This is a genomic window from Dokdonia sp. Hel_I_63 (assembly GCF_007827285.1).
Lineage (GTDB): Bacteria > Bacteroidota > Bacteroidia > Flavobacteriales > Flavobacteriaceae > Dokdonia.
The window spans coordinates 2,660,187-2,680,111 of record NZ_VISD01000001.1 but is presented as its reverse complement, the minus strand read 5'-3'; the positions used below and the strand labels follow the sequence as shown (position 1 = coordinate 2,680,111).

The 19,925-nt window shown below is 32.3% G+C and carries 13 protein-coding genes and 1 tRNA gene; 5 read left to right on the top strand and 9 right to left on the bottom strand.

Going from position 1 to position 19,925, the window contains the following annotated elements; translation table 11 throughout:
• Positions 1–30: 30 nt before the first annotated feature.
• A tRNA-Ser gene (locus tag JM84_RS11655) sits at positions 31–115 on the top strand.
• 396 nt (positions 116–511) lie between these two features.
• Here JM84_RS11655 and JM84_RS11650 read toward each other — a convergent pair.
• The 9 genes from JM84_RS11650 to JM84_RS11610 form a co-directional block, all read right to left on the bottom strand.
• Positions 512–1,009, bottom strand: coding sequence for a hypothetical protein (locus JM84_RS11650; RefSeq protein ID WP_144784420.1), 498 nt, complete (start codon positions 1,007–1,009; stop codon positions 512–514).
• Between the two features lies 1 nt (position 1,010).
• Complete coding sequence (locus tag JM84_RS11645) at positions 1,011–4,292, bottom strand: DEAD/DEAH box helicase family protein (protein WP_144784418.1); 3,282 nt, start codon at positions 4,290–4,292, stop codon at positions 1,011–1,013.
• A gap of 2 nt (positions 4,293–4,294) precedes the next feature.
• Positions 4,295–5,611: a restriction endonuclease subunit S gene (locus JM84_RS11640; protein ID WP_144784416.1), complete on the bottom strand. Its 1,317-nt coding sequence runs from the start codon at positions 5,609–5,611 to the stop codon at positions 4,295–4,297.
• On the bottom strand, positions 5,611–7,704 hold the full coding sequence (locus JM84_RS11635) for a class I SAM-dependent DNA methyltransferase (RefSeq protein WP_144784414.1): 2,094 nt from the start codon (positions 7,702–7,704) through the stop codon (positions 5,611–5,613). The genes JM84_RS11640 and JM84_RS11635 overlap by 1 nt, the downstream gene beginning before the upstream one ends.
• 73 nt (positions 7,705–7,777) lie before the next feature.
• Complete coding sequence (locus JM84_RS11630; RefSeq protein WP_144784412.1) at positions 7,778–9,067, bottom strand: hypothetical protein; 1,290 nt, start codon at positions 9,065–9,067, stop codon at positions 7,778–7,780.
• 258 nt (positions 9,068–9,325) lie between these two features.
• On the bottom strand, positions 9,326–9,616 hold the full coding sequence (locus tag JM84_RS11625; RefSeq protein WP_144784410.1) for a helix-turn-helix domain-containing protein: 291 nt from the start codon (positions 9,614–9,616) through the stop codon (positions 9,326–9,328).
• Between the two features lie 82 nt (positions 9,617–9,698).
• Positions 9,699–10,604 (bottom strand): hypothetical protein, encoded by a 906-nt coding sequence (locus JM84_RS11620; RefSeq protein ID WP_144784408.1) that lies wholly within the window; start codon positions 10,602–10,604, stop codon positions 9,699–9,701.
• Positions 10,605–10,657: 53 nt separating this feature from the next.
• The gene (locus JM84_RS11615; protein WP_144784406.1) at positions 10,658–11,920 is read right to left on the bottom strand and encodes a tyrosine-type recombinase/integrase; all 1,263 of its coding nucleotides are present in this window, start codon (positions 11,918–11,920) and stop codon (positions 10,658–10,660) included.
• A 776-nt stretch (positions 11,921–12,696) separates the two neighbouring features.
• Positions 12,697–13,056, bottom strand: coding sequence for a hypothetical protein (locus tag JM84_RS11610; RefSeq protein WP_144784404.1), 360 nt, complete (start codon positions 13,054–13,056; stop codon positions 12,697–12,699).
• Between the two features lie 242 nt (positions 13,057–13,298).
• On the opposite strand from JM84_RS11610, the gene hsdR reads away from it, so the two are divergent.
• The 4 genes from hsdR (at position 13,299) to JM84_RS11590 (ending at position 19,831) form a co-directional block, all read left to right on the top strand.
• Entirely contained in the window at positions 13,299–15,668 is a 2,370-nt protein-coding gene (hsdR, locus tag JM84_RS11605) for an EcoAI/FtnUII family type I restriction enzme subunit R (RefSeq protein WP_144784402.1), read from the top strand.
• Positions 15,668–17,098, top strand: coding sequence for a class I SAM-dependent DNA methyltransferase (locus tag JM84_RS11600; protein WP_144784400.1), 1,431 nt, complete (start codon positions 15,668–15,670; stop codon positions 17,096–17,098). Before hsdR ends, JM84_RS11600 begins: the two co-directional genes overlap by 1 nt.
• 204 nt (positions 17,099–17,302) lie before the next feature.
• Complete coding sequence (locus tag JM84_RS11595; protein ID WP_144784398.1) at positions 17,303–19,027, top strand: restriction endonuclease subunit S; 1,725 nt, start codon at positions 17,303–17,305, stop codon at positions 19,025–19,027.
• An 18-nt stretch (positions 19,028–19,045) separates the two neighbouring features.
• Positions 19,046–19,831, top strand: a complete 786-nt coding sequence (locus tag JM84_RS11590; RefSeq protein ID WP_144784396.1) for a hypothetical protein — start codon at positions 19,046–19,048, stop codon at positions 19,829–19,831.
• Positions 19,832–19,925 lie beyond the last annotated feature (94 nt).

Here is a 19,925-nt window from a genome sequence, read left to right as displayed (position 1 = left end):
ATCAAGCAGATAGCTTGATGAGGCACTCTAGGAGAATTGGCAGAGTGGTCGAATGCGGCAGTCTTGAAAACTGTTGAGGGTCACACCTCCGGGGGTTCGAATCCCTCATTCTCCGCTTACTAAAACCGCATATAGCTCAATTACAAGCTGTTGCGGTTTTTTTGTTTTATTTATTGTACGGTTTCTGTACGGTAGTGCCTAAAAAATGTTATAAATCTTTTTTAATGTAGAAATGCATTATAAAATCACTTTAATAATAATTAAGTGGGGGGTACTAAAAAAATAGTATCTATTGAAGCTGGATTGCGGATAGTCGTAGTAAATACAACCTCATAATTTAATTTTTAAGATAGCCTACAAAAACCCTATACGCATGCGTTTGTTCGAATTCTAAGGAAATAAATTGAAATTTGGATGGCGCTAAAATAGCTTAAAACCAAGGTTTTGGCGTCCATCAACAGAAAGGGTCTCTCTCTAAAATTTTGATGGTAGGTGTATTATAATAAAAATCTTAATTAATATCAAAGTGACCGTATTCTATAATAGTGCTTTCAAACGTATTATTTATTTCAATAAAAACACCGTGTTGATAGTCTAGTTGTTCTAGGTATTTATTTACTTTTTGATAGTCAAGTTGCTTTAAGCTGTTTTTCCAAGCCATTTTGATTTCAATTATTCCAATATTTACATTTTCATTTCTTCTGTGAATAATAATGTCTGGGTATACGAATCTATCTAGTTGCTCATGGTCATCATATCGAATAGATTTAGCAACTGCGATACCTATGTCGATTCCATTTTCATCATATGGTACAGTCATTCTATTGTATTCAATATCTACATCAAAACTAAGATTATTATCAAATAAATATTGATCAATATAGACGGCAAGCTTATGACTTACTGAACGCTCATTAACATTATATGCTTGATTAACTAACAAAGCATCTTTTTTAAATAATTTCTTTAATGACCAAATTAAAGCTTGATTAAAGACTGCTTTCTCCATCTTACGATGTTTTTAAAGTTTTTTCAAAATCATCACAAAGTTGATTAATTATATCTTCTGTCTCTTTTATAAAAAATGACCCTAATAGTTTGCGGTTTCTTCTGATATACCTCTTAAAAATGATTTCAAAGTCTTTATAGATCTCTTCGTCATCAAAAGCTGTCTTTGTACTATTCATCTTTGCAATGACTCTTACACCTTCTTTATTTACGTACTCAAAAAAGGTCTCTATCTTATCTTGAAAATCTTTAATTAAAGTTTCTATTTCCTCTTCCTCTTCATTACGCTTTTCTATTACTGCTAATATGTCGAATTTGTATTGTTTACCATACTCACCTCCTGGCTCACTTACACTTGTTTTCGATTTTTCTTTCTTTTCAACTTCTTCAGGTGGTGCTACAATTCCTATTTTATTATCAAAATATACTTCAACATCATCTATTAACTCTGTTGTACCTGTTAATGAGTTATACAGCACACTGAATCTATACCAAAACTCTGTAAAATGCTCTTCGCTGTATTTTTCGTCTATCTCTATAACAAATGCTATTAAGTTTAATATTTTAAAATATTTATTAATGTTTTGTTTTAGACTTTTAGCTTCTCCTGGTTGCTTTCTTACTAATTCTGTTACTGCACTTTCAAAATTAAGAATCGTAGATATATCTTTTTTATCGCCTAATTGATATGTTTTGAAAAGCTTAAAATATGATTTAAAAATAGCTACTTGCTTTATATTCTCGTAAATCTCTTGTAATAATTGTTCTTGCCCTAAAGGATCAAAATCACTTACGACTACATTACTAAAATGCTCAAACGCTTGTTTTATGTTATTTACGTTTACATTTTTATATGATAAATCTATAATCTTACAATCCTTTTTATACTTACCTGCTGTTCGGTTTACTCTTGAAATAGTTTGAATTGCATTAATACCTCTTATTTCTTTATCTAAAAATAGCGTATGTAATTTAGGTTCATCAAATCCTGTTTGTAATTTATCTACTACTATTACTAAACCATTCTTTTTAATTGCGAAATTCTGTAATACTTTGGCTTCAGATAAACCACCGTTTAGAGTTGTTGCGCTTTCGTACTTCTGACCATCTGAACTGTACACAATGTAAATTGGTGCATCTTTAAAGCGTTCGTGTTTCTTTTCTGAAACTAATTCGTTATAATATTGCTGTATATATTTACGATATTTAATAGCTGCTTTAATTGAAGATGCTGCAAACATCGCTTTTGCTGTTCCTCTAATATTATGATATACTGCTGACACTAATCGTTTTGCTACAAACTTTGAAATCGCTTCTATACGTTCTTCATCCTCGTATATTTTCCTTTTACTTATTCTATATTTTTTACCATTAGCATCAATACCTGAATCAGGATTATCAGGCATTTCTCTGTAGTAACCAGTATCTCCCTCAAAACCTTCTGTTGCATCCTCTGGTTTTTCAAAATACATTTTAGCAGATACGGGAACAATCCCTTTAATTGGATTTAAAATATAGCCATCTTCAATAGCTTCTTTCATTGTATAACTATCAAACGGAACCCATATTTTTTCGGCTTCTGCATATTTGTTATACTCTCCAAAACGTGCTAATGTTATATCGCTTGGTGTTGCTGTAAAACCTATTATTAAATTTTTCTTATTGTATGTTTTTTTATACTCTTTATTAGAATCAAAACTATTTTGTAATTCATCAAATAATGATACCATTTCTTCGTGTTGTTGCCCACTATTAGAACGGTGTATTTCATCGATTAAAAATGCAATACGCATAGAAGATAATTTTTGTACTACTTCATCATCTAAAAACTCTCGTATTGAATTGAACTTTTGAAGATTGACTACTACAATTCGTTTATCTGTATTTAAAGCTTCTAAAAAAGACTTTTTACTGTTAGCTTCTATGAACATACTATTTGCAATGTTCATATTATACATTTTACTGTCTAATTGGTCTCTTAACTGTACTCTATCTACAACCAACATGATTTTATCGTAGACAAACTCATCATCTTTACGTAAATCTTTCAGCATTAAAGAACTCCAACCTATAATATTACTTTTACCAAAACCTGCTGCGTACTGTAAGAGTAAAGAATAGACGTTTTTATTATTTTGATACTTTTGTCTTTTATTAATTAATTCTTCAACCTGAGCAGCCCCTAAGCCTTTTTCAGTTAGTTGCTTACGTAGTTTATTTATAAAGTAATCTGGCTCGTCTTCGTGTTCTAAAAACTCATCAATTTTATTGATAATTTTATCTGCTCCAAACTTTTGTTTTGGTCTTGGTGCAATTAATCTACCATCGTTATGCTTGTATTCTTTTTGCTTTCCTTTTTCAGATTTTACTAATTCACGTTCAATAAAGTTATAATAGAGAATTTCTCGTTCTATCATTTTTTTACCATACAATGCTTTAAATACTTCTTCAAAGCGTTGTTGTTTATTAGCTTCTGGATTAGCTAAAGGATAAGATTTTAAGCCATCATTAATATTGGCTTTGTATTTATCAAAATCATAAGAATTATCTTCTACCTTAGATTTAATTTCATCAAAATTATTTGAAATATTTCTAATGATAAACGTGTCTTGCACATCTGTAGTTGTAATATGTATTGCTTTTTCGAATATCTTTAAAAAGTCTTTACGGATAGTTTGCGATACATCATTACCCTCAGCAATATCTAGATAATTGGTTACTGCTTTTTGATAATCATTAGCAATTTTAATCTTTCCATCTTTATGTGCGCTTTGGTTGTTATAATTAGATTTTAACTCTGAATAGCCTAAAAATATACCGTTTAAGAAAAAGGTAATATCTGGACGAAAACTAAATTGTGTTTTACCTTGATGCTTATATATGTATGGTAATTCTTGTACTACTGAAAATTGATTTTCGTTAAATAATGTATCTCCGTGAGTTATACTGCCACTTGGATAAAACAAGTTGATTTTAACACCTTTAAACGTGATAGATTGATTGCTACCAATAAACAACGCCATATTTTTAGACTTACCAATACGCTCGTTTAATTCTTCTTGAAACTCTTGTAGTAATTGCTTTTCGTTATTATCAAACTTTTTTAATAGTTTACGATAGGCAGTTTTATTTAGTGTTGTTTCGCTAATAAAGTATTTTAAATCTTCTACTACAAAATGTAATTTAGAAACTGTATTTGCTTTTACTTCTTTGTATTGTAACCCATCTGCACGATTGGTAAAGAAGTTCATTAAGTATTTGTCTTGTAGTATTAGTTCATCCATAATTATGCGCTTACTTTTACTTTACCTGTTACTACTTCGTTTATTAATGTTTTACGCAACTCTTTTAATGTGACAATTTGAGTTTCTATATTTTTTACAATTTTATCAATTGTTGCTGTTTTAGCATCTAAATAATCTGCTATTTGTTGTTGTTCTGTTTTAGAAGTAAAACATATTTTGAAATATTTAACATCACCTTGATTAATTCCTCCTTGCGCACCTCCTGTCATTAATGTTCTGATTTTTTCTTTTGCTGAAATTAAAAAATAGAAATAGTATCTATGAGAAGTATATTTTTGATTTGAATCAATTGACACTATAGATTGATTTATAGTTGTATCAAAATTTAAATATCCTATATTAGAACAAGTAGCTCCTGTCAAAGCTATTAATATTGAATCTTTTCTTGCCATTTTTGTAGAAGTCTTTAACAATGCTTCTTCTGAAATATAAGATTTAATGACACTACTATTAACCTCTCCATTCTGAACTGCTCCTGACGGAATCCAAGGAATTTCTCCTATCCAAAATGATTTTTCTTTAGTTGATGGTGTACCACCTGCAAGTGTATTAAAAATATCTTTAATTCTCTTAACCTCCCAATGTTCTGGGATTTCTCCTATCCAATCAATACCGCTATCTTTTAGTTTAACTGTTTTATCTAAACCTTTGGTAACAGTTTCATTAATTAGGGTTTTACGGTAGGCTTTGTAGTGTTTAATTTTTTGCTGTAATAAGTTTACTTTTTTGTCTATTGCTGTAGTTTTAACGTCTAAGTAATTGGCTATTTGGGTTTGTTCTTTTAGAGGTGGGATTGATAAAGTAAAGTTATTAATATCTTTTTGAAACAAATGAGGAACTCCCATTCCTTCCTTTTTTAAGCCTATAATATTTTGAAGATAATTTGACTTTAAAAAATAATAAAAATATTTATTATGCTGTTTTTTCAATCTTAATACACCTATAGAGCTGTTGACAGTTCCTTCTGCTTCAAGATTTGTTATAATATTAACTATCCCCAATGTTGAACCATCTTTTACCAAAAGAATATCTCCATCTTTTAACATAATTTCAGGTGATTCATAGTACCTTTCTTTTGTTATATAGTTTACATTTTTATAATCAATGTTAACTTTTTTTATGTTTGGGGTGGATAGAAAAAAATATCCAGTCTTGACATATTCAGAAGCTTTTAAAGCTTTCCAGCCAACTCTTGCCTTAACAGTTCCAATATTTTTAATTCTATCAAGTTTCCAATTTTCAGGAATCTCATCTAGCCACTCAATACCAGAATCTTTATATTCGCTATACTTTTCCATTAAATTGCTAATTCTTTTTCAAGGTTCAACAAATCATCTTCCAAGTTTTGTAAATCGGTTGTAATTTTAGTTAACGAACGTAACTCTTCTGGTTTATAGAATACTTTATTAAAATTGATTTCTACACCAATTGTATTTTCTATATATCTAAACGGTTTGGTAATGTATTTTGCCATAAAATTGGCAATATTCTGTTGGTTGTCTACCTCGTTTGGTGCGTATGGTATTATCTCATAATCTTTCTCGTAATCTGGTGTTAATTCGGTTGTAATTAATATATATGCATCTTTAGTTTTAGTTGCTTTTTTGTAAGATGCTTTAATTACTATTTTACCACAACCTAAAGCTGTTTTAGTACCACCAACTTGTTCTATTATAGATTCTTTTTCAGCATCAAAATAATAGCTTGATTTTTCTGTTGCTACTTTTAAATCTGCTTCTTTATAATCAAAGCTGTTTATTAAAGGTTTTATATTAGTATCAAAATATTCTTTTAAATTATCGTACTTATCTGTATCAAAGGTTTTAATTTCAAAGTCTGTTATTTCTATGGTTTCCTCTTCTGTAACTTGTTTTATTTTAGTAGGATTTAGTTTTATAGATTTAGCCCTAATTTCTTCACCTGCTGCATTTTTCTTAACAGGTAATTGGCTTTCAAATGTTTTTCCATCTTCATCAACATTAGTCAACATTATAGCTTGTTTGTTAAAATAGAAATGCCATTTATCAAATACTTTTGCGTAATCTGTATCTTCAAAATTGGTTAGCGCTTCAATAATTGTTTCTCTTTTAACAGGTGTCATTTCTTTACGCTTCTTCCCTTTACTCTTTTTTAAAGGCTCGTAAAAATCACTACCATTAATTAAGATTACTTTGTCTTTACGTTCTTCTGCTTTATTCTTGTTGAAAATCCATAAATAGGTGTAAATACCTGTATTGAAAAATTCATCTGTAGGCATTTGTACAATAGCTTCGACCCAATCATTATCAAAGAAATACTTTCTAATATTACTTTCACCACTTCCAGCATCACCACTAAATAAGGTTGAACCGTTATGAACTACAACTGCTAATCCTTTAGCATCTAACTGCGATAAAATATGTTGTGTGAATAAAAATTGCCCATCTGAAATGGATGGTAATGCGTGAAAACGTTCTGTAGTATCGTTTTCAATATCTTTTTTGTAGCCCTTCCAATCTACACCATAAGGCGGATTTGCTACAATAACATCGAACTGTTTTTCTATAAATGAAATATTAGTTAATGTGTTACCATAACGAATATCTGAATCTGTACGAAAACGACTTTCTATTTTTGCTAATGCATATAAACTATCACTCCAATCCTCACCGTAGGTTTTTGTTGGTCTGTTATAGCTTTTTTGAATAATATCTTCCACACCGAAAAGTAAGTTTCCTCCACCACACGTTGGGTCGTATATAGTTAAAAACTCTCCGTTGTCTTCAATTTTAGATAAGATAATTTCTGTAATTAATGCTATAATATCATCTGGCGTGTATTGCTCTCCAGCAGTTTCAGCAGAAATATCAGCCCATTTACGTTTTATGTGTTCTTCTAAAGTGGTTATATCAGAGTTATTAAAAGATGTTAAATCTATTTCACTCCATTTTTTAACGGTATCAAAAAGGATATTCTTTTTACGTAATTGTCCGCTAAGTCCTGAAATATCTAAATACTTTTCTTCTGTATTTCCTCTATCAACTCCTAATAGTTCTTTTGTTTCTGGGTCGAATGCTTTTAGGTAGGTATCAAAATCGTTATCGAATGTTGTATCATTTTTACAGATGTCTGCTAAGGTTTTGTTTTGCCTTATTACAACTTCGTTATAACCGATGTTATAATCTTTAAACTCTTCAAAGAAATCGTTAACATCTTCTATATCATCAATAGTTTCTGCTCCAAAATCTTTTAATAATTCTTTATAATGTCTTACCAATCTACTTTCCAACATTATCATTGCAAAATAAGGCATCATATATTTTGGAAAGTCTGATGTTTTTATTCCTGCACCAATTAGAAGGTCGGCAGTAGACCATACTTTAGATTCGTATTGTAATATATTTTGGCTCATAAATGTAGCTGTCAATTTTATTTGTGGTGAGGCTACAATATAATAGAATATCTTCTTTTATAGTTGTTAAAAGCTAACCAAGTACGGGTGTTATTCCAAAAATATTATTGTACCCATTGGTGAACATCTCATAGGCGATTTCTTTCTTAGACTTATCTACCATAATACTATCATGCACTGTAATAAATGGTGTGTCTATATGTTTCTCATGAAATTCTTTACAAAGAACATCTAGAAATAATCCAGCTTCAATATTTTGAAGTATAATCGGAAAGTCATTTTTAGAATCCTTCAAACCTGTATTTACTTCTTTTAAGGTATCTATGAATTCGTTTAAAACATTTGGTAATATTCTTCGTATTTCCAAATATCTCATCTCTTTAGATTTGCTTGAGCAGTACATATATTCTAACATTGCTAGCTTACAATAGGCTCTTAACGAATTAAAGGACTTAATAGACTTTTTACGTGTACTAGGATTGTAAAACTTATCTTTAAAGCTCTTTCCTGATTCTATTTTTTTTAAATGCTCTGATGAAAAATTACTGCCTATATATTCATATAAATCTTTATTAGTAACAATGGAAATAAATTCCTTTAGCTCAATGATAGCAGGCTCTATAGTCATTTTCGGAATCATTACAGACAAGGAGGATAGAAATTTATTTCTTAGTCTACTCAATTTAATAAAGTTAGATAGATATTCTATTCTCTTGTAATCCTCTAACAATATCAAATTAATAATTCCTGCCAGGTGAAAAGGTTGTGAACTTTTAATATCTAAAGAAACCAATTCATTCTTGTTACTCTTAAATTTCAGAAACTGCCTTAACTCACTTGGTAAACTAGTAAAGGTAGAGTGTAACCTATTGTCTTTGCCTTCTCTACTATAATTGATAACGCCTTGTTTCAAAACTTCACAACAGTATAGTCTGTGATATAGTTTTGCATCCTCCATGGTTTTGCTATTCAAATATTTAACTGCATTTTCATAGTCAAAGGTTATATTGTTTCGTAACCATTTTGTTATGTGACTTGTAGTCGAATCTGCGTTTTTCTTAGAGGATATTTGTTTTAGATTTAATTTCTTTCTTAGGGTGAAGCTATTAAAGTCATATACTCTGAACTTCTTAGCTTTCAAAGATTCATCAGGCACGTTAATTTTATAACCAAATGACTCTTTTTTCCCCTTTGAATAAGGTATACGGCTAATGATGCCTTTTGATAAAAGAAAATCAATTTGATAATTATAATTGTGCAGAACTGTTTTGAGATATTCGGCCTTTAATCTGATATAACCATGGACTAATTTTGTTTTTCTCTCAATTGATTTTTTACTGATTAAATCAATAAAATAAACCATAAAGTCAAGGTTTAATTTCGTCGAGCCTTTAAGAAGATTATTATTCCAATATGTTACATGCTCCTCCAGTTGTCTAAATAAGAGGTCGTCGATTATAATATAAATCGGTTTTCTGTGAGTTTTTACTTTCATTTTGTTATTTGAATTAAGACAATAGATTTCTACTCCGTAGGTTTTACAGATTGTCATTTTGATAAAATTTTGAATTGTTTCTAGGTTAAAATTATCCTAGCAAGAGAAATGGTTCTATGATGAGTTTTATCTATTTTCATCGATAGTTACAGGAATAAGACTTTCAATTATTTCCTTTTTCTTGTAATATTTGCGGTTTCCAATACCATAAGCTTTTATTTTACCTGTCTTAGTCCATTTCCATAAAGTAGAGGAATCTATCTGAAGATAATCGCAGGTTTGTGTTCTACTCATTAGTTCATCGGGATCAGAAGTGGGCAAGGAGTTTTTAAAATCTATCAATAAACCTTTAACGTTGTTGAACATTTTCTCTGCGAGCTGCTCGGGTGTAGTTTGAAGAAATTGTATTGCTTCCATATTTCAATAGTTTTGATTATGGTGCAAATTTCCGACTGCTTTAAAGGTTACAAAGACACGGTAGTGTTCTTAGATCGTGCTTTTAGTGTGCTTTTAAGACTGAGTCATATATAGTTCTATAATAATTCACTTTTTTATTATCTCTTCCTGCTTGTCTAGCATCAATTTTATCTATGAAAATGTTTTGAGTTGCTAAGAAATCTCTAAAGCTTTTTTGAGTTGAATTTAATAGACCATCTCTTTCTAAAGCGTAAAAAAGAAAGCTATAGTTTGCTAAATGATACTTCTCTTTCTTATAATCATTATGTAATTTTTCAAAAATCAGGAATCCTTCTAAACTTCTAAAGATAAGTGGGTGCGGGTTTTCTTGACTAATGGTATCAATTTCCAATAGTTGAGAATTTTTCATTAAAAAGTTTTCAATAAGAAAAGGATCAATAAATTTGTATTTGGAAATTATGATGCTAATAGTCTTTTTGTAGCTTTCTAGGTAAGAATTTATAACAAATATTTGTATGTCATTAGGTTTGTTGTAAGACTTAGTTGTAATGAATATTAAATTCTTAATACAATCAGTTAGCCCATCCAGAATCTCATTTAAGTAAACCTTTGACTTTCCTTCAAATTCTGAATTTATAATTAGCTCGCTTACTCTATTTAAAAAAATAGTCTTAGTATCTGGAATTATGTTATTAAGAAATTCACTTTCTAAACACATAATGCAGAACTCGGTATCTATGTCTTGATAATTTAAGTCTGACATATATTGCTCTTCTTCAATATGTCGTGATTCTAGATACTCTTCTTTCGTTACAGAAATTTCTTTCCATTCATTTGGCTTTCTGTTCTCATACTTTGAAAAATACCTTTCAATCTTTTTCTCATTTTTGTAATCACAATCTCCATATTTCAGCACGATTTCATCCACATCATAAATGCTACCAATTAGGTAAATTTTAAATTCAAAAGTTTCCCAAATGCTAAACATAAAACAATAATATTAAGATAAGATAGAGACCAAAAATAAGGTATTGCAAAGCATTAAAAGAAATTAGTCATTTCCATTGCTTTGTCTTTATTGCTCTTCCCTATATAGTTCAGAAACATAACTTCCGTGCTATGACCTGTAATATAGGTTAAATATGTTGTAGGTATTTCTCCGTAAAAATTAGAGGCAAAAGAACGTCTACCAATATGACTAGTAACTAATTCCCATTTAGGATAAGTTCCAGGTACTTTACGATAAATTTTACTTCCTTCTTCTGTTTCTAAGTTTTTACTTCCTTTTGTAAGTGAGTTTATTTTAGCATCACGACAAACTATTTTAATATGCTTATTATATTTTTGATCAGAGACTGACGATGGGAAATTCCCATTTCTTTTCTCAAGTATTTCAATGACTTTATTGTGAAGTGGAACAGTCATTATTTTACTAGTCTTCTTTTGTGTAAACTCTATTAGTGGTTTCATTTTGCCATCGGTTTTATTCATTTCATACCTAATCATATCTTTTGTGAAACGCATGAAATCTGATACTCTCTGACCCGTGTAGCAACTTATAATTAACCAATCCTTAGCATTATCTAGGTGTTCGTTATAATCGGTATTTTCTATTTCTTCTAATTCCTCGCGTGTTAAATATACTTTTTCGGTTTTGACATTTTTGGACTTGATATTACCCAATTGATAACTTACTTCGAGTCCATTGCTATACGCATGTCTACAAAAAGTTTTTATAAATCTAATTGCTCTAGCAACTGTATTTGGGGCATATTTCTTTTCAAAACAATAATCTTCAAATTCTTTCTTGAATTTTAGATTGACCTCACTAATTAACACGACCTTATTCTTTTCAACTTGAAATCTACTTATAAGCCCTTTTACGCCATTAAACTTAGTTATGGTGCTATCTGCTAGCTCAAGTCTTTTAAAGTCAATATAAACATCTATATAGGCTAATAATTCTTTAGGTAAACCGTCTGTAAGTTGTGGAGGGTTGTAGTAATCTTCAATTGTATTCTGAAGCCACTTTTTGTCAATTGAGCTTGACTCTGTTTTGTGAAAATTTTTGAGGACATGGTTCTCAATTTTATTTAATTCACTTTTAACCTCAATTTGCTTATTTGCAATCTCAATATCTCTTTGACGTTTACTTGTGTGATGTTTACTCCAATATACCTTAGTTACTTCAAGTTTAGTATTTGACCCTATTACGTAATCAATATTGTTATCACGATGAAGTAATCTTAAGTGAAGAAATGCTTTATCCTTAGTGGAGCGATATAAAAAGTTAACTGTAGCCATATAAATATTTATCGTACAAATATAAATCTATTGTACGATATTTGTACGGCTGTGTTCAAATTAAAACAATCTATTAACATCAATAACAATATTAAGATATGACGTGAATGTCATGTTTTGTTGACTTTTAGTGTTGTTTACAGAGTGCGTCTAGTATTATTGCATTATGATGTTTGTGCTATTTGTAGTCCCTCATTCTCCGCAAAAGAAACCCGCAACGTTGTTGCGGGTTTTTTGTTTTATAACCATACGTCAAGCTACGCTTGAAAGTAGGGGTAGAAAACAAAAAACCTAACGAGCACCGCTCGTTGAAGGTTTCATGCTTGCCCAGGATTCCCCTCTGGGATCACCGCAGGTAATCCCTTTCTAATTTTTACCAATTAATTATTTGTAATCTCCGCTTGAAAGTAGGGGTAGAAAACAAAAAACCTAACGAGCACCGCTCGTTAAGGGTTTCATGCTTGCCCAGGATTCCCACTCTGGGATCACCGTAGGTAATCCCTTTTTCTATTTTTCATCAATTATTAATAGTCAAGCTGGCTTGGTAGGTGATGGGATAAAACAAAAAACATAACGAGCACCGCTCGTTAAGGGTTTCATGCTTGCCCAGGATTCCCCTCTGGGATCACCGTAGGTAATCCCGTTATAATTTTTATAAGGAATGACAGTGAGAATTGAATATGGAAAAATGAATTTTGAATATCGTCAAAAGACTACCAACTAAGAACTACAGACTACAAGCTACCGACTACTCGCTACCAACTACCAACTACCCCCTAATTAAGCACCTCCTTTTTCACCCCTTTTCTATAGCAGCGTTCTTCACCTAGGTATAACGGATTGCCATATTTTTCTGACCAAAAGCCTTCTAGTAGATCTTTGGTGATGCATTGGTAGACGACGACACCTTTGTAGATGGTCTCGTCATCGCCCTCGTAGTTAAAATTAATCACCAAGATGTTATTTTTAAAGAAACCAGTTCCTTGTTGGCGCTGATCATCACTTATTAGCCAAGTAGCAACAACTCTTTTGTTTTCATCTAGCGCTAGTGTGAGTTCGCCCTCATAACCCGCTGCATCTGCACTTTGGTTGCTTCCTGTGATGGTGTATGTGCCTGCTAGGTCTTCTATGGTCATTGGTGGGTGTTAGGTTTGATTGTGAAAAGTAATTATATATTCTCTTTTTGGAAGATAATACTTATTAAATGTAAGACTAGAACGTAAATTATGATTGTTTTGTTCCGGGTTAGAGTTTGTTTTTAAGTTCCGTGTAGTAAGTTTCTGGTTAAAGCTTATTTAAGTTGTTATTCTTACACAGTTAATGATAAACTTCTTACAAAATATGTATCTTGAATCATCAAACTCATCATCAATCATCAATGAATAAAAAAAATCTTACGGAAAGAGATATTTGTACCAAGTTCATTAATCCAGCAATTCAAAATGCAGGATGGAATATGCGTACGCAAGTAAGAGAAGAGGTTTCTTTTACAGATGGTAGAATTATCGTGCAAGGTAAAATGCACACTCGAGGTAAAAGTAAAAGAGCAGATTATATACTTTATTACAAGTCCAACATTCCTATTGCGATTATTGAGGCCAAAGACAATAAGAAAGCAGTTGGTCACGGAATGCAACAGGCCTTAGAATATTCTGAAATTTTACAAATTCCATTTGTGTTTACCTCAAATGGTGATTCTTTTGTTTTTCATGATAAAACAGACTCTAATGGTTCATTAGAACAAGAAATCTCTTTAGATAATTTCCCTTCTCCAGAAACGTTATGGAACAAATATTTAAAGTTTAAAAATTTAGACACACCACAAGCGCAAGAAATAGTTGAGAAAGATTATTATGCAGATGATAGTGGTATGTCACCGCGTTATTATCAACAAAACGCAGTCAATAGAACTATAGAAGCTGTTGCCAAAGGGCAAGATAGAATTATCTTGGTTATGGCAACAGGAACTGGAAAAACCTACACCGCTTTTAATATCATATGGCGCCTTTGGAAAACAGGCGTCAAAAAGCGTATCCTTTTTCTAGCCGATAGAAATGCACTATTAACACAAACTAAAAACGGTGATTTCTCGCCATTTGGTAATGATATCATGCACATTATCAAGAACCGTAAAATTGATAAATCATATCAGATTTATTTTGCACTTTACCAAGGGCTTACTAGTAACGACGAAGATAAGAATGCATATAAAGAATTCAGTCCAGATTTTTTTGATTTAATAGTGATTGACGAGTGTCACAGAGGCTCTGCTTCTGAAGCTTCTGCTTGGAGAGATGTGTTGGATTATTTTACAGCAGCAACTCAAGTAGGTTTAACGGCTACTCCAAAAGAAACTAAAGATGTTTCTAATATGGAATATTTCGGAGAACCTGTATATACGTATTCACTAAAACAAGGAATAGATGATGGTTTTCTAGCTCCTTATAAAGTAGTGAGAATTACCACTAATGTTGACGAAGGATGGCGACCGACTAAGGGTTTGATAGATAAATACGGTAACGAAGTAGAAGACCGTATTTATAATTTGAAAGATTACGATAGAACATTAGCAATAGATGAGCGTACAGAAATAGTTGCCAAAAAAATAACCGAATACCTTAAAGCAACCGACCGTTATGCAAAAACCATTGTCTTTTGTGTAGATATAGATCATGCTAATAGAATGCGTCAAGCGCTAATTAATGAAAACGCAGACCTCGTAGCAAAAAACTGGAATTACTGCGTGAAAATAACAGGTGATGATGAGGTAGGTAAACAAGAATTAGACAACTTTACTGACGTTGAAGAAACTTTTCCAGTAATTGCTACCACCTCAAAAATGCTTACCACGGGTATTGATACAAAAATGGTAAAGTTTATTGTTTTAGAATCTAATATTAATTCTGTGACCGAGTTTAAACAAATTATAGGTAGAGGAACACGTATAAGAGAAGCAGAAGGGAAAGTATATTTTACCATCATGGATTTTAGAAAAGCAACAAATATTTTTGCAAGACCAGATTTTGATGGTGATCCTGTTCAGATTTATGAACCTAAGCCAGATGAACCGGTTGTCCCACCAGATGAAAATGAGGAAACTCCACAAGATGTAAGCCAACCAGAAAGTTTAGGTGGTTTTCAACCTACACAACCTAATGTGAATATTGATGAGGGAGGAGAAGTTATACGTAAGTATTTTGTAAATCAGATTCCTGTTTCTGTAGTAAATGAGCGGGTACAGTATTATGGTAAAGACGGAAAACTTATAACAGAATCTCTCAAGGACTATTCTAAAAAAAACATTGAGGAAGAGTTTAAATCACTGGATAATTTTATTCAAAAATGGAATGAGTCTGAAAAGAAAGAAGAACTTATCAAAGAGCTCGCAGAGCACGGCGTTTTACTAGAAGCACTTCGTGAAGAAGTAGGACAAGATCTGGATGCTTTTGATTTAATATGTCACGTAGCGTTTGATCAACCTGCATTAACGCGTAAGGAAAGAGCAAATAATGTGCGCAAGCGCAATTACTTCACAAAATACAGCGAGACCGCACAAAAGGTGTTGAATAGTTTATTAGATAAGTATGAGCAAGAAGGAATTGTGTCTATAGAACAAGGCTCTATTCTTAAAGTACAACCGCTTAACCAAATAGGCTCGGCGGTAGAGTTAGTAAGAGCTTTTGGAAAAAAGAAAGATTTTGACCAAGCAGTAAAAGATTTAGAAAACGAAATATATAATATAGCTTAATGAGCAACATAACAACAAACATAAAAGGCATACGCGATATTATGCGTAAAGACACAGGAGTAGATGGAGATGCACAACGCATCTCGCAAATGGTCTGGATGCTTTTTATGAAGATTTTTGCCGATAAAGAAGAAGAATGGGAAATCACCATAGATGATTACCAATCGCCTATTCCAGAAAACTTGAAATGGCAAAACTGGGCGGCAGACGATGAAGGCCTTACAGGTGATGCCCTTATGGAGTTTATAGAAAACGAGCTATTTCCTACTTTAAAAGACTTAGACATTACCATCAGCCCACAAGCAAAAATTATACGTGCCGTTTTTGACGATACGTATAACTTTATGAAAAACGGAACGCTCTTCCGTCAGGTAATAAATGTTATTAATGAGATTGATTTTAATAGCACAACAGAGCGTCATCTATTTAATGATATTTACGAGACCATATTAAAAGACCTACAGTCTGCTGGTTCTTCTGGTGAGTATTACACGCCTAGAGCCGTGACGCAGTTTATGGTAGATATGATAGACCCAAAGTTAGGAGAAAGCGTTTTAGATCCAGCTTGTGGTACTGGAGGCTTCTTAACTTGTACTATTGATGCAGTACGTAGCCAAGTAAAAACACCTAAAGATAGAGGCGTATTACAACAATCCATACGTGGTATAGAAAAGAAACCACTACCGCATTTACTGTGTACCACAAATTTAATGTTACACGGTTTTGACTTGCCAGTAGTGCGCAGAGATAATCTACTCAGTAAACCCTATGCAGATTGGGGCGCAAAAGACAAGCTCGATATCATCCTTTCTAATCCTCCTTTTGGTGGAGTAGAAGAAGATGGTACAGAAACCAACTTCCCAAAAAAGTTCAGGACTAAAGAAACGGCAGATTTATTTCTTGCCCTCATCATTAAGCTCTTAAAAGATAAAGGACGTTGCGCCATTGTATTACCAGACGGCACCTTGTTTGGCGAAGGGATGAAAACACGCCTTAAAGAAGAGCTACTCGATAAATGTAACCTACATACCATAGTTCGCTTACCTAATGGCGTTTTTAACCCGTATACAGGTATTAAAACCAACTTGTTGTTTTTTGAAAAAGGTACGCCTACAAAAGAAGTATGGTATTATGAGCACCAATACCCAAAAGGTGCCAAAAGCTACAATAAAACCAAACCTATTAACATCAAAGAGTTTGATGTAGAAAAAAAATGGTGGAACAAACGTGTAGAAAATGAATACGCTTGGAAAGTTTCTATAGAAGAGATTAAGAAGCGCGGTTATAATCTTGATATCAAAAACCCACATCAAGAAGCAGATCATTTAGAAAGTCCAGAAGTGATTTTAGAAAAGTATCGAGCTACCGAAACTAAGATCTCTTCCATACAAGACAAAATCATAGACGTATTAACAGAAGCATTAAAATAGACTCATTGTAAGTACGCTTTCGCGAAAGCAAAAAAATAAAAAATGAGCGTCAGTTCGAGTGCAGTCAAGAACAATGTCAGCTCGAGCGCAATCAAGAACAATGTCAGTTCGAGCGCAGTCGAGAACGATTTATAGTCGAGAACGTTTTAGAGTCAAAAACAATTTAGAGTCAAGAACAACCTAAGCAAGCCACCTCTTAACCATATGCAACTACTACAACACTTTAAAGAATTAACCCTACGTCCTAAAAACGCCCAAGAACTAAAAGGCTTGATTCTACAATTGGCTATACAAGGAAAATTGACGGCAAATTGGCGTAAAGAAAATCCTAATGTAGAGCCTGCTTCTGAATTATTAAAAAAAATACAAAAGGAAAAGGAGCAGCTCGTTAAGGATAAAAAAATCAATAAAGAAAAAAGTCTACCTAAACTCATTGAGGATGAAATTCCTTATAAAATTCCTGCAGGTTGGAATTGGTGTAGATTGAGAGATACAGGTTTTACTCAAACGGGAAGCACTCCACCCAAAAAAAATCCTGAAAATTATGGTGACTTTATCCCATTTATAGGACCAGCTGATATATCAAATCATTCAATGAAATACCCAGTTTCTGGTTTGTCTGAACTAGGAATATCAATTGGGCGATTAATTCCGAAGGATTCAATTATGATGGTATGCATAGGTGGAAGTATTGGGAAATGTAATATCAATGAAGTTGATGTGAGTTGCAATCAGCAAATTAATACGGTAACTCCTGTTTTCATGCCAGCAGTTTATGTCAAAGTAATTTGTCAATCGCCTTATTTTCAAAAAAGTGTATTAGACAAAGCATCTGGTTCGGCAACTCCAATAATAAACAAAGGTAAATGGGAAACATTACCAATCCCAATTCCACCACTACAAGAACAAAAAGAAATTGTAAACGTAGTAGAAACGCTTTTTAAAGAAGTAGAACAATTAGAGCAATTAACGGTAGCACGTATTGGGTTAAAAGAAGATTTTGTTACATCTGCATTACAACAACTTACTACCAATAGCACAAACCAAGAATGGATAAACCTACAAGAGCATTTTAAAAGCTTCTTTAATGAAACTACAAACATTAAAAAGCTACGAGAAACCATTTTACAATTAGCAGTTCAAGGAAAATTAACAGCAGACTGGCGCTCCAATCATCCTGAGCTTGTCGAAGGAGATTTTCATGCTCAAAAGCTACTCGATCGCATCCAAAAAGAGAAAGCACAGCTCATTGCAGATAAAAAAATAAAAAAAGAAAAAGCCTTACCACCAATTACGGAAGATAAAATTCCTTATGAATTACCGGAAGGTTGGGTCTGGAGTAAATTAGGAATGATATCACTAATTGTCGGTGGAGGAACTCCCAAATCAAGTAATCCTGAATATTTTAGTGAAGAAGGAATTTCTTGGTTCACGCCAGCCGACCTTGGAAAAAGCAAAACAAAATACGTTGAAAGAGGTAGAAGAGATATAACTAAACTTGGACTTGAAAAGAGTTCAGCTCAGCTTATGCCAAAGGGTTCAGTAATGTTTTCTAGTCGAGCACCAATAGGTCATACCGCAATCGGATTGAAGGACTTTTCAACTAATCAAGGATTTAAATCTTCTGTGCCATACTTTATGGAGATGAACGAGTATATCTATATATACTTAAATTCCATTGTTAAAGATGCCAATGAGAATGCTTCTGGAACTACTTTTAAGGAAGTGTCAGGAACCATTGTCAAAAATTTCTTATTTCCACTTCCACCACTAGAAGAACAAAAAGCCATTGTAGAAAAAGTCAACGCTTTAATGGGTTTATGTGATGCGCTAGAGCAAGAAGTACAACAAAGCCAGCAACATAGCGAGATGATGATGCAAAGTGTTTTGAAGGAGATTTTTGAGGGAAGAAAAGAGGTTGCTAACTAATATTAACTTGAGATACAAATGAGTGATAAAAGCTACGATTTAAATAAGCTATTTGAGTTTTTTGAGTATTGGAAAAAACACACCCACCCAACAGAATTTTACAATGAAGGCTGGTTATTAAAAGTTTTAGTGTATGCTATTACAGATTTTGGCAAAATAAAACATCCACTTCACGTAAATAAGAATGAGGAGTTTTTTAGCGAGGGGTTATTAACTAGCCCATTTTTGAAAAATGGTAAAATAAAACGCTTAGCAGAGAGTCACACGCACGCAGATGGTGCAATAGGTAATTTTGAAATTGGAAGTGCTAAAAATAAAGGTCTTTTAAAATTAATAGGAAACAAATTAAATATTTTCGAAGCAAAAATTAATTCTGGATTCTCTACAGGTGTTACTAATGCTTCATTTTATAATCAAGCAGCGCGATATGTTGCTTGTATAGCAGAAACGGTTGATAAAGCTGGCAAATTAGAGACGCTTGATGGCTTATCGCTTGGTTTTTATTTAGTGGTTCCTGTAGACCAATATGAAAAGAAGAACAAGAACGACAAAAACAAAATGAATTTAAAAGAGCTTTTTAATGAGAAGCATATTTTGGATACTGTTGAAAAAAGGGTTGACCAATACAAAGATGAAGATGATTATGGAGATAGAAAAAAATGGTTTGAAACAAAGTTTAAACCCGTACTTGAAAAATTAGTAATAAGGCCTCTTTATTATGAAGATGTAATTGAAAAATTAGAAGGATATAAATATTACGATGAGATTCAGAGTTTTTATGACTCTTGTAAAAAATATAATTAAGTTAGTAACATAGCTAGATGATGAAGCAAAGTGTTTTGAGGGAGGTTTTTGAGGGTGGAAAAGAGGTTGTTGTATGATAATGTCAACTCTTATA